The sequence below is a fragment of the Marinilabilia salmonicolor JCM 21150 genome, from assembly GCF_000259075.1.
In the GTDB taxonomy this organism is placed as follows: domain Bacteria; phylum Bacteroidota; class Bacteroidia; order Bacteroidales; family Marinilabiliaceae; genus Marinilabilia; species Marinilabilia salmonicolor.
In genome coordinates this window covers 132,039-144,345 of record NZ_AJKI01000003.1, presented here as the reverse complement: position 1 = coordinate 144,345, position 12,307 = coordinate 132,039, and the positions used below count along the sequence as shown (strand labels likewise).

8 protein-coding genes are annotated in these 12,307 nt (G+C 42.0%); 2 read left to right on the top strand and 6 right to left on the bottom strand.

Translation table 11 applies throughout. The annotated features are described in order from the left end of the window. Window positions 1-57: 57 nt before the first annotated feature. The 3 genes from W7W_RS0104185 to W7W_RS0104175 form a co-directional block, all read right to left on the bottom strand. Entirely contained in the window at window positions 58-1,503 is a 1,446-nt protein-coding gene (locus W7W_RS0104185) for a TrkH family potassium uptake protein (RefSeq protein ID WP_010662585.1), read from the bottom strand. 111 nt (window positions 1,504-1,614) lie between these two features. After that, on the bottom strand, window positions 1,615-2,505 hold the full coding sequence (locus W7W_RS0104180; protein WP_010662584.1) for an endonuclease/exonuclease/phosphatase family protein: 891 nt from the start codon (window positions 2,503-2,505) through the stop codon (window positions 1,615-1,617). Window positions 2,506-2,714: 209 nt separating this feature from the next. Next, window positions 2,715-4,088 (bottom strand): methyltransferase RsmF C-terminal domain-like protein, encoded by a 1,374-nt coding sequence (locus W7W_RS0104175; protein WP_010662583.1) that lies wholly within the window; start codon window positions 4,086-4,088, stop codon window positions 2,715-2,717. A gap of 595 nt (window positions 4,089-4,683) precedes the next feature. Between W7W_RS0104175 and W7W_RS0104165 the strand changes: the two genes are divergently transcribed. Beyond that, window positions 4,684-5,304, top strand: a complete 621-nt coding sequence (locus W7W_RS0104165; RefSeq protein ID WP_010662581.1) for a DUF2459 domain-containing protein — start codon at window positions 4,684-4,686, stop codon at window positions 5,302-5,304. 248 nt (window positions 5,305-5,552) lie between these two features. On the opposite strand, the gene W7W_RS24025 is transcribed toward W7W_RS0104165, so the two are convergent. From W7W_RS24025 to W7W_RS0104150, 3 genes are all read right to left on the bottom strand, one after another. Further along, entirely contained in the window at window positions 5,553-5,666 is a 114-nt protein-coding gene (locus W7W_RS24025; protein ID WP_081485154.1) for a 30S ribosomal protein THX, read from the bottom strand. Window positions 5,667-5,828: 162 nt separating this feature from the next. After that, entirely contained in the window at window positions 5,829-6,881 is a 1,053-nt protein-coding gene (locus W7W_RS0104155) for a nucleoid-associated protein (RefSeq protein WP_010662580.1), read from the bottom strand. A gap of 58 nt (window positions 6,882-6,939) precedes the next feature. Then, window positions 6,940-8,664, bottom strand: coding sequence for an alpha-amylase family glycosyl hydrolase (locus W7W_RS0104150; protein ID WP_036162884.1), 1,725 nt, complete (start codon window positions 8,662-8,664; stop codon window positions 6,940-6,942). A 641-nt stretch (window positions 8,665-9,305) separates the two neighbouring features. On the opposite strand from W7W_RS0104150, the gene W7W_RS0104140 reads away from it, so the two are divergent. After that, a complete protein-coding gene (locus W7W_RS0104140) occupies window positions 9,306-12,281 on the top strand; it encodes a TolB-like translocation protein (RefSeq protein WP_010662577.1) in 2,976 nt (991 codons plus the stop codon). The last annotated feature ends 26 nt before the right edge of the window (window positions 12,282-12,307 follow it).

The following is a 12,307-nucleotide window of genomic DNA, read 5'->3' as shown; positions in this document are numbered from 1 at the left end:
TCTGCTATCTGTCTGATTTTGGGCACAAAGGAAATAAAAACAAAGTGGAATAAAAAATCAGTCTTTCCAGAAATCAAGTGTAAACAAGACAAACACAGTGGTAAGCTCCAGACGCCCAAGAATCATAAGGAAAGAGAGGAAGAATTTTCCGCCATCCGGAATCATAGCAAAATTGCTGGTCGGGCCTACCTCTCCAAAAGCGGGTCCTATGGCACCCATGGATGAAATTACCGACGCCATTGCTGTCATGGCATCCACATTCATAAATATCATCACAATAGTACCAACAAAAGCAGTCACAAAGTAAAGAACAATAAAACCCAGAATAGTACTGACCTTTTCATCATCCACCACTTCTCCGTTTACTCGCAGAACAATAACGGAGTTAGGGTGCAAAAGGCGCAGAAAATTGACATAGAAACTCTTGAATGCAACCACCAAACGAATCACTTTGATCCCTCCACCGGTACTTCCCACACTGGCCCCCACAAAAAACAAAAGGAAAATTACAAACCATCCCCGCGTTGGCCACAATAAATAATCATCGGTAATAAAACCGGTAGATGTAATAATAGACACCACCTGAAAGAATGCTTTCCGGAATGCCTCTTCTACTCCCAAATTCAGATGCCGCACCAGAATAACAGTGACAACAACACCTGCAATTAAAATAATACCCAAATAGGTCCTCAACTCATCGTTGCGCCGCAGTTTTTTAAACTTTCCTTTAATCAGAAAATAATGCAGCGTAAAATTAACTCCGGCCAGCAACATAAACACGGTAATGACATACTGAATGTAAGGAGAATACCCCGCAATACTGTCGTTTTGCGTTGAGAACCCACCGGTTGCAATGGTTCCAAAACTATGACACAAAGATTCAAAAAAATCCATATTGCCAAACATCAGAAAAACCACTTGTAAAAAAGTAAGTCCCAGATAGATTCCCCAAAGGCGCTTGGCGGTACTGGCAGTACGGGGAGTTAGTTTTTCATAGGATATTCCGGTGGCTTCCGACTTAAACAAATTGTAACCACCAACCCGCAGCATTGGCAGAATGGCAACCACCAATACGATGATTCCCATACCTCCGATCCAGTGGGTCATACTGCGCCAGTAGAGCACACTGCGCGGCAAAGCTTCAATATCGTTTAATATAGATGCACCCGTAGTTGTAAGTCCGGAAACCGATTCAAAAAAGGCATCTTCAAAAGTAGCAATAGATTGGGTAAACAAATAAGGTAAAGTACTGAAAGCTGATATAACCACCCAGGCAAAAGTAACCGTCAGATAACTCTCGCGTAACCCGAGACTCGGCTTCAGATTAATAGATGACCCGAGGAATAATCCTGCACCTCCCAGCAAGGTGATTAAGCAGGCATAAAAATGCCCCCAAAAAGTAGCTTCCTCATACACAGCCACCCATATAAAGTTGGTGCACATAAAAAGTCCCAGGATAATCAATACCCTGCCCAATATGTTCAGTACAAATCGAATGTTCATGCCTGTCTGATTTTGCCGCGGCAAATATAGTGCTTTATTGCATTGTTTGCCTATCAGGCATCCCCTGTTAAAGGGTAAAATGGTTTTTTAGAAACATTCAAGTTAATAAAATTAATCCACATCAAAAACAGCAACCACAGGCCGGTGATCAGAAATATAGTCCTCATAATCTTCAAAACACTGGTCAGCCCGGATGGTCATCGCAGATTCAAAATAACTGAACCACTCATCGGTAATCAGGATATGGTCGATATGACTGGGCCAGGAAGGGTAAGACCAATATTGCTCTCCCCCGTCAGCAATGGTCTCATCAACAAAACGGTATAACTCTGAAGCTTCGGAGAAGTTGGAAAAAACATCATCTATGGCTTTGTCCTCATTCAACTCATCATTCCAGTCGCCCAGTACAATCACAAAATCATCAGGGTGATTGGTGTCAATATATTCCTGAAGCATTGTTGATGCCGTACGACGTCGACCTACTGATGTATCATCCCCCATGGCTTTCAAATGAAGATTTACCAACATGGTTTCCATACCACTGTCGCGATGCTTTATTTTAATTACAAACGGAGTACGCGGGAAATTGTAAGTATCCTCCTCAAACCAAACCTGAGTAGATTCCTCCAGCAATTCCACTTCGGTAGCCTTGAACAGATATCCCAACGATTGACCGTAAGAAGTTGGAGATGTGGTAAAAACGGCCTCCCAACCATCCATTTGGTTGGCAAGCTCATTCAGAGCACCTGCATTGCTGATTTCCTGTACTGCCACCACATCTGCATTCAAATGTTCCAGCAATTCGGCAGTATGCATAATGGTATTGCCGGATTTGGGAAAGTTCTCCAAATTGAAGGTCACAATCTCCAGATCATCATTCTGCTCAAAACTCGCTACACAACCGGCAAAAGGACTGTCGTTTGTAACAGTTCCATTGGAATCTTCATCACAAGAACCCAGGATAAACACGAATGCCAGTAAAAAAAACAAAGATTTTTTCATAATAAATTTGTCGTTTGTAATACAAAAACCCTTATACAACCGCAGAGCTTGTCAATTGCCCCGACAGTATTGTAATCCGATTATAAAACAAAAAAAGTAAAATAGTTGAAATGTGGCAACTTTCTAACCTGCTTTATTTTTGCGTTTCCACACTAAAATATTCAAATATCAGAAAACTCGGTCGGTCACATGCATTTCTGACATTTTATTTATTCAAGATTGTTCTCAATATTCATCCTGATGCGCCACTCTTTGGGATAGAGATTGTTAAAGCGATTGCCCACGTTTTTAACGAATCCCAAACTATTTCGGTTACAGGTTACTGCAAAAAAACCACGCTCCGTTCTCTTTTCAGCCATGGGTGGTTCTCCCTTAAGATAACGCAATGCATTTTGCTCTGATAGTTCCAACTTAGGAAAATTGTCACTGAATTCCCAACTCATCGCCAATGCATGATCGGGCACAAAGCCTTTACGGCCAATCGTTCCCAGGGGAATACCTGCGTGTAACAGATAAAGTTGTTTCTGCATAGCCTGAAAGATATTCATATACATTTCCGGAAGAGCTGACCAAAGCTCGTTTCGGTCAAAATATGTATATCGGTCAGGATTTCTAATGAGCGCACTTAATTCCCGGGGAACTTTCACCGGTTTGCGTTTGACGCTGTTGGTTTTAAAAGAACGGGGACTGTCCTTTTTCTGCAACAAAGCCACAAAGAAGCCTTCGCCCTGCACTTTGTGCGGATAAAAAGCCAGTCCGTTGCCATCGTTGATTGCTACCGGTGCAATGCCCCAATCATCCGGCACTTCCAATTTCATTATCTCTGCCCTCTTCTCATCCATCAACCATTTAAGATTTTCTTCGTTTTCTTCGGGATTAAAAGTGCAGGTAGAATAGATCAACCAGCCGTTTTCCCTCAGTGCATCCCAGGAATCAGAAAGAATGCGGCGTTGACGCACCGCACAATGCCGGGTATTCTCAACCGACCACTCGCGACGAGCCACCTCGCCTTTGCGAAACATTCCTTCGCCCGAGCAGGGTGCATCTACGACCATTACATCAAACAGCCCTGACAATTTAGAAAAAGCGGAGGGATCGGACTGTGAAACCACCACATTAGGAGCCCCCCATTTGATGATATTCTCACGAAGAATGCGCGCTCTCGATTGAATTACCTCATTGGCCACCAACATCCCGTGACCATCCAGAAATGAAGCAATTAAAGTGGATTTTCCGCCGGGAGCACCACACAGATCAAGCACCTTAAGATCCCGACTGTTTTCTTCTCTTTCTATTTTCTTCAGAAGATGCCAAAGCACCATACTACTGGCTTCCTGAGGGTAATAGGCTCCGGCATGAAAGGCAGGATCCAGCGTATAAACTGGTTTTTCCTGAAGATAAAATCCATGGGGACACCAGGGAACCTGCTCGTACTGCAAAAACCGCTCTTCATTTTTGGCAGGGTTCACCCGAACCGAAGGCGATGAGGCATTGTCAAAACTTTCCACAAAGGATTCAAACTCTTCTTTATCAAACCGTTGCCCCATACGCAACAAAAATTCTTCAGGAAGTGGTTTACCCATTTTTTTTATTTATTGGTACATCCTACAAATGCATATTCAAAAAATTATTATATGATATCTGAGAAATTAAAAATGGCTCAAGCCATTTCTTATTTTTCGTCCACGAATTTAACGAATTGCACGAATTTAAAAGCTGTTTTACAGCTTTTTTCAAAACATAAAGGCTGTATAATCATGCTCCCCAAAAAGTTATAAATATTCAGCCTTTTGTCATTCTGAGTGGCTACCCCAAATAATTTTGGGTCATAATGCGGATATGACTGAATTGTCCCGTCCCCGCAGGGGACAAATTTGAATAACCCCGGGTGGATAACCCGGGGTAACTGGAACAAATGAAACCAGGTCCCCGAATGGGGGCCAACTATTAACCCACTGATGTTTTGCATATTACAAAAAATATGTCATTGGTAACGTAGTGAAGAATCTGTCCGGCAAGAATTTATATAAAGAATCATTATATTAGTAAAGCAGAAACAATAGTTCGTTCAAAAAAGCCTAAACGCAAAGACGCAAAGGATTTATTATTAGAGAATTACCCCCCTTTCTCTTCAATTAACTATTTACCAGGCTATAAAAAAGCCATAACGAAGTATTAATGAAGATAAAATACCTCATACTTTTTCTCTTCCTGATAAGCCGGGTGCTCTGGGGACAGGAACCAGAAATTGGGGAGTCCGATAAAATCACGGTTTATGTGGTACAACAGGCCTGGCATACCGGGATTGTCCTTCCCGTTAACAAAATTAATCCGGAAATATGGCCGGAAGTCTCCACTTTTAAGGATAAACAGTATGTGGATGTCAGTTGGGGAGATGAAAAATTCTACCAGACTCCGGGAAGTCCCGTTTTACTGGCTACCAGAGCTATTCTCTGGCCGACTCAGAGTGTAATGCGAATTTACCCGTTTAGCAGATCTATCTCATCGACTTATTCCAGTGAAGCCAGATTTCTGGAACTGGAACTAACCAAACAACAATTTGACCGGCTCACCCGATTTTTTGCCTGTAGTCTGGTGCGCGACGAATCCAATGCCCCCGTCGCCAGCGAAGTGTATCGAAAAAGCCGCTATTTTTTTCGGTCCAAAAGAAAATACCATTTATTCAGAACCTGCAATACCTGGGTGGCTTTGGCCTTCAAACAGGCAGGACTGGGAAACCGAAGCTGCTGCATCTTGAATGCCAATCAGCTGTTTAGGGCAATGGAGCGAATAGAGTGATTAACACCTGAGGACAATACTCCTTTAAACTTTTTCAAGAATTTGGCAATTATTTATTTATACTATTGATTGCATGATGCATACCCCCCTCACAATAAAGACTTTGCATTATAATGCCTATGCGTTTATGCTTCTTTTAACGGACGATCGTAGTAATCAACAGCCTCTTAATAAACAATACAGAATTTTCAGCAATAAAAAAAGACACTCCCTCTGGAATGCCTTTTCTCAAACATTAAAAACAATAGTTATGAGCTCTTCACAGCTCCTTTACTATTTTTATCTGCATGTCTTGGACGGGTTTTACCGTAAGACTTCATAAACAATTTTCCCCGACGGGTTTTTTTATCACCTTTTCCCATAATCAAACAGAGTTTAAAGATTAATAAATTCAAATTGATTCTGAAAATTGCTGACATTTAACTGTCCGTAGCACAAATATAATAATCCTGTATCAATAATAAGTAAGAAGAAAACAATAATTTTTTACTCATTTCTGAAGCAACAGCTACCAACCAATCCCATCAATGCTCCACATCAAAATAAAGCTTATAATAATTCATTCCCCGGTCGCGGTCAAAGCCACGCTCAATATGCTCACGCCGGCCATGTACATATACATGAAAATTTTTGTCCAGTTTCAGAATGGACTTGAAATGTTTTTTCTCGGTTTTAACGGCACTTTTTGAAATGTCAAAGTTGTCATTGAGGGGAAGTGCTTTCTCGGTTTCAAATTCTCCCTGATAATCGTTAAACGCTTCGATCACCTCGGGTTGCCGGATGACCTGCTGTTCAAAATCTTCTTTTTTGAAGTTATTATTCTTATCGAAAAAATCGATGGAACGGTTGAGCATATCAATCTGATCGGGTTTGGGCACATCGTGGTCATCGTTAAACACATCGGTCACAAAATCCTTACAGAGATTCAGGTAGTTGCGTGTAAAATAATAATTGTCCTCGCGGGGCATGAGGCCCAGAAAATCATCTTTCCAAAAATGAGCTTCATGTCCTTTGTTGATGTTATCCACCATGCAAACTTTAAACCCGGCTTCCCGCTCGGTGTTAAAGACAATACATCCCTTATCCAGTTTTTTGATATTGATACCCTCCTGTGTTCCCAACTCAAAAGTCTGGTCTTTCAGATAGACTTTAAGGAAAGTTTCCTTGTTCTCACTTTTAAATATGCCGATGCCATCGGTAACTTCGCCATCAACCACACAATTGCTGAAATAGGCCATATAAAATTCCCCTCCCCTGATTTTGGGATGGTTGGAGTTCTCATGTAAAAACTCAGCTACCTCAATGGATGTGTCGTACAATTTATCAGGACTTTCGAATACTGCTGATACCCATTTAAAAACGGGGTTATTCTCAGGTTCCTCATTCTCATCTGTAAAATTGAAATAGGCTTCCGTTTTAAAAGGCTTGAAAAAGTAAGACAACAATACATCTCCTACTACTTCTTCGTCGAAAAGTCGCAGAGGGCTTTTGGAAAATTTTACCGGTTCGCCTTCGGTACGATTCCCAATCTGGTGAACAACAACATTTTCTATAGTAACCTGTGAGTAATCTATCATAGAACACTAGTATATTTTTTCTATCACAAAAATAGAAAAATCATCAGATAATTAACTATTAACCTCGTTTCATCATCTCATATTTCAGTTCATAAACCGAGGCTGAATGTTTTTTCAAATGCCCTCCTAGTCCGGCATTTAAAGCTACTTCAGCAGGAAACTGAAGCATTTTATTATTCTTCAGCAAATCGTGTCCGGTAAAATAAAAACGTTCGGACAATCCGGCCAGGTCGAAAAAATGAGGAGGAACATGAAGACGATAATCCAGGTCTTTGCCGGAGAAGTTAGCAATGACCAACAATATTTGCTCACTGCAATATCTAAAATAAGCATAAACAGAGGAAGAGTTAAAAGCTTCATTGCGGACGTTACTCCAGGAAAGATCGTAAAACAATCCCTTCATCAGTGCCGGTGCTTTATGGGACAAATTCAAAATAACAGAGTAATTCTGTCTCAACTGCCGTACCTCATCAGGAAGATTGTCTACCTTGAAATCTCCATCTCCTGCCCATTGTTGAATCCGCTCCGGACTCCAGTAATCAAAAATAGAAGTCCGACCATCCATACCGCTGAATCCTTCCTTGTCCATACCTTTTTCCCCAAGCTCCTGTCCGGAATAAATCAAAAGAGGATTGCGCTGCATCGTTGCCATAACCACAACACCAGGCAGAGCTTTCTGCGGATTATCCGCAAAGAAAGAAGAAGCGATTCGTTGTTCATCATGATTCTCCAGAAAGTAAACCATATGATGCTGAAAACCATCGGTACATTGCCAACAGGAGGTAAGTTCAATGGCAGGCCGATGCCCTTTAATGACTCCTCTCATAGTATTGTAGAACAACTCTTTATCATAAAGAAAATCAAATCCGGCTTTAAAAATAAATTCATGGTACCGTTCTGAATCATAAATCTCAGCGATAAACTGCAGCGATGGGTATTGACGTTTTACCTCATCAATCATCCAGGTCCAGAACTCCACAGGTACCAAGGCCGCCATATCACAGCGGAAACCATCCACTTTCTTGGAAGCCCAGAAAAGCACCACATCCAGCATTTTCTTCCAGGTATCAGGAACCGGTGAAAAATGGTTCTCTCCCTTTAGGAAATCAACCCCGTAGTTCAGTTTCACGGTCTCATACCAGTCGTTTACAGAAGGATTTGGCTTAAAACAATCATTGCCTGTTGCTTTGGCAGGTTCCTCATTCCAACTTTCACTTCCGGGTACAACTATGGGAGATTGAAATTTTGTTCCCGGCAGATAGTAAAAGTTATTGTCCCTGTGAAATGCTTTGGAGACATCATCATCCTCCCCAAAATCAGTCACTCCATCAGGCTTTGCATCAGAAACATAATGCCGGGCCACATGGTTCGGCACCAGATCGATGATAACCTTCAAACCTGCATCATGAGTGCGCTTTACCAATGCCTCAAATTCCTGCATCCGGTCGGGCACCGAATTGGCAAGATCAGGATCTACATCATAGTAATCTTTTATGGCGTAAGGAGAACCCGCCCGGCCTTTCACCACATCAGGATGGTCCTTTGCAATGCCATATTTGGAGTAATCGGTCAGGTGCGCATGCTCAATAATTCCCGTATACCACAGATGGGTGTTTCCGAGCTCTTTGATGCTTTCCAACGCGTAACTGCTAATGTCATTGAATTTCCCGCAACCGTTTTGCTCATTGGTTCCTCCTGGAATATTGGCTGTGCTCCGGTTCCCAAACAACCTGGGTAACAATTGATATATAACCGGGCGTCTATGTTGTTGTTCTATTGTCATTTCTATATTCAATTTAATTCCATAAAAATAACTCTTACAATGTCTGTAAAATTGGACAAATATATTGAACCAAAACATGTAAAAATTCCGAAACCTTTCTTTATTCTTCTTTTTTTACCACAGAGCGCACGGTGAAAAACAGAGGACATAAACGAAGAGAACCCACGGTTCCTGCTCGTTCCTCCGTGAATCTCTGAGTCCTGAGTGGTTTTATTTCTTCCCATTCCACCATAATCTCAAAAATATTACATTTGTGAAACCCGGGACAACCTTGAATTAAATACAACTATTTTTATCACCGCGTTGTTTTAAAACAATTAACCTATCTTATACATAAGACAGGCAAGGTGTAAACAGGCTGAAAGCCTGAGAGCAATAACCCTGGGCAACGCCATGGGTGTTGAGGTATCCCCACGCCCCCTCTCATTATTGGTCGCAATGCGACCAATAATGAGAGGGGAGAGAGTATTTATTACTATTTTTCTGGGGCGTTTCCCCAGGCTATTGCTTAAAGACCTTCGGCCTTTTAAAAACACAACAATATTATGAATTCCTTTAAAAGGAAAAAGCCTCGCTTTTAGGAGGACTTATAAATTTATGAATTATTCAGGTTAAATACCATCAGACGACAGCCAACGCTTATGCATCATAAAATAATTCTTCTCCTGCTCTTTCTGCTTCTCCTTCGGGGAATCTCTGCACAATATTATTCCTCCGGAGCCGACCCGGCCTCCATCACCTGGCAAAAAATTGACCATGAAAAGTTTAAGATGGTATTTCCGGAAGAGTTCTCCAAACCCGCCCGGGAGCTCGCCATTTTTATGGACAGCATTATCCCTTCGATTGAAGCCACCCTGAACCACAATCCCGGAAAAATTGACATTCTTATTCACAGCCATTCTACCTACAGCAATGGTTTTGTTTCCTGGGCACCCAAACGAATAGAACTCTATCCCAATCCTTCGCAAAGTAACTATAGCACAGATTGGCTACAACAATTGGCCGTTCACGAATACCGGCACATCGTTCAGATTGACAAACTGAATCAGGGATTTACCAAAGTAGCATCCTGGTTCACCGGTCAACAGGCTGTTGGGGCTGTTCTTGGCGCTTATCTGCCCATGTGGTTCATCGAAGGCGATGCTGTTATTACCGAAACGACCCTTAGCAAAAGTGGACGTGGCAGACTTCCTGTTTTCACACAACCTCTGCGGGCCAGAATCTCGCACTTTGGCCCCGATAGTTACGACAAGGCTTATCTGGGTTCTTACAAAGATTTTGTGCCCGATTATTACAAAATGGGGTATCACCTGACAGCAGAAGTAAGAAACCGTTATGGAACCAGGATTTGGGAAGATGTACTCGATAATGTGGGGAAAAACAGCTGGTCACTAATTCCTTTTCGCAGAGGCTTAAAGAAAACAGGCTATACATCCCCGGAAAAACTGTATATGTCTGTATATGACAGCATTTCAACCTACTGGAAGCAACACGAAGATACCATAAAATTAACAAAACAAACCCCTGTCGCATCACAGGAAGGTACCCATACCGATTTTCGGTTCCCGGTTATTACCCGCAAGGGGCACCTCTTTGCAGAAATGAGCGGTCCGGGCATCAGAAAACAAATTGTGGAATTAAATCCGGCGACTTCGCCTAAAACACTCGCCTACACAGGCTATCGGGATGAAGACCCCATCACCGCCAATGAGCGATGGGTTGCCTGGAGCGAAACAAAACCACACATTCGCTGGCCCAATGCAGATTATTCTATCATCAGGCTTTATGACAGAGCCAACGAAAAAACAAAAACATTAACACGAAATTCCCGCTATTTTGCTCCCGCACTTTCAACCGGAAGCGATACCCTGGCAGTTGTTGAAACTACCAAATCTTATAAGTTCTACATTACTTTGATTGATTTGAATACAGGAAATGCTATTGAGCAGATTTCCATCCCCGACAACGCATTCCCTATGCATCCATCATGGAGTAATACTCCAGGACAATTGGTCATGGTGCTCCTTCAGGACAATCAAAAAAGTATCGTGTCTCTGAATACCTTTGATAAAACATGGAAAACGTTACGTACTCCGGCTTTGGATGAACCTAAACACCCAACTAAGAACGGAAATAACCTCTGGTTTACGGCTTCAACAGTTTATTCTGAGGAAATTTTCTGCATTGACCTGAATAAGAACATCACACGGCAATTAACACGGTCAAGATTTGGGGCAACTTCACCTGCTGTGCATCCAACAGCCCCCTCTCTGTATTATGCACATTACACTCCAATGGGATATGAAATAACAAAGATCAATAAAAACCAAACCTATAAAGAAAAGACACAGCCGTCAAAACTGAACAACCCGTTGGTGCAAAGGCTGACCAATCAGGAACCCAACAGAAAAACCAACATAAGTAATTTTGATCCCGTTGTTGAAAATTACAGCAAATGGGACCTCATTAACCTCCACAGCTGGGCCCCTGCCTACGTTAATATTGACGACAGTGAACTCTATCCCGGTATAACCCTGATGAATCAAAACCTTCTGGGAACAGCCGTTGCCAGAATGGCCTACAATGCTGCCGGCTCCAAAAGCCGCGAAAAATTCAACGCCGGGTTTACTTACAGAGGCTGGTTTCCCATCATTGATTTCGATGTAAAATGGGGAGATTTCAACGAAGAATTTGACAATATCTACATTGGAGAAGATGAACTTTTCACCATTGATCAGCTCGGCAAAGAAAATCATATAAAAGTGGAAACGGGCATCAAATTACCATTGGATTTGAGTTGTGGAAAATGGTCCAGACTGATTCAACCCCGGGTGCAACTATCATGGCAAAATATAAGCAATAGAATTTATCAGCAAAATATCATTGAAGTTCTCCCAAATGATCAATATTACGAAACCGGAGAAACCAACATCATTGAATATCCCGAGCTGGATTATTGGGCAATGGATTATTCCATTTATTTTCACAATAAGCAAAGAGGAACTTACAGAGATGTCAACACCCGATGGGGACAAACCCTCAGTTTCATATACAAGCACACTCCTTTTGGAAACTACAATTCGGGAGAAGCACTTGCCGCAGTCGGCCGACTTTACCTTCCGGGAATTGGCAGGCATGATGCTTTTACCATTGGCGGCGGCTGGCAGAAGAAAAGTAAAGGAGATGAAATTAACACCAACCTCCCCTACCGCAATTTTCAGAGATTTAGTGACGCAATAGGATTGCCACGGGGGTATAACTCCATATACAATGACCAGTTATTGGTACTGAATACAACCTATCAAATGCCATTATGGAACCCGGACTGGTCACTGTCGGGCATTGCTTATATCAAACGATTCAGACTGAACATTTTCTTTGATGCTGCACGAACCAATTATCAACTCAGTTTTATAAACAGCGGAGAAACACAAACATATTCGGATACCTATACTACTTCAGGAATTGAGTTAATGACAGACCTTCACCTGTTTCGATTTGTATTGCCTTTCAGCATTGGATACCGTGGCGGATGGAGAGAGGCAAACAATACGGTTTTCCATGAAGCTGTGTTTTCAACCAGTTTCAATAGTTTCCTGGTAAATAAGAAAAAGTAACCCAGACAGAAAGCAGAGGAAAAGCT

Bases quoted from the DNA above. Each gene is read 5' to 3' on its own strand.
- W7W_RS0104185 (WP_010662585.1), bottom strand. From the start codon at position 1,503: ATGAACATTCGATTTGTACTGAACATATTGGGCAGGGTATTGATTATC.
- W7W_RS0104180 (WP_010662584.1), bottom strand. From the start codon at position 2,505: ATGAAAAAATCTTTGTTTTTTTTACTGGCATTCGTGTTTATCCTGGGT.
- W7W_RS0104175 (WP_010662583.1), bottom strand. From the start codon at position 4,088: ATGGGTAAACCACTTCCTGAAGAATTTTTGTTGCGTATGGGGCAACGG.
- W7W_RS0104165 (WP_010662581.1), top strand. From the start codon at position 4,684: ATGAAGATAAAATACCTCATACTTTTTCTCTTCCTGATAAGCCGGGTG.
- W7W_RS24025 (WP_081485154.1), bottom strand. From the start codon at position 5,666: ATGGGAAAAGGTGATAAAAAAACCCGTCGGGGAAAATTGTTTATGAAG.
- W7W_RS0104155 (WP_010662580.1), bottom strand. From the start codon at position 6,881: ATGATAGATTACTCACAGGTTACTATAGAAAATGTTGTTGTTCACCAG.
- W7W_RS0104150 (WP_036162884.1), bottom strand. From the start codon at position 8,664: ATGACAATAGAACAACAACATAGACGCCCGGTTATATATCAATTGTTA.
- W7W_RS0104140 (WP_010662577.1), top strand. From the start codon at position 9,306: ATGCATCATAAAATAATTCTTCTCCTGCTCTTTCTGCTTCTCCTTCGG.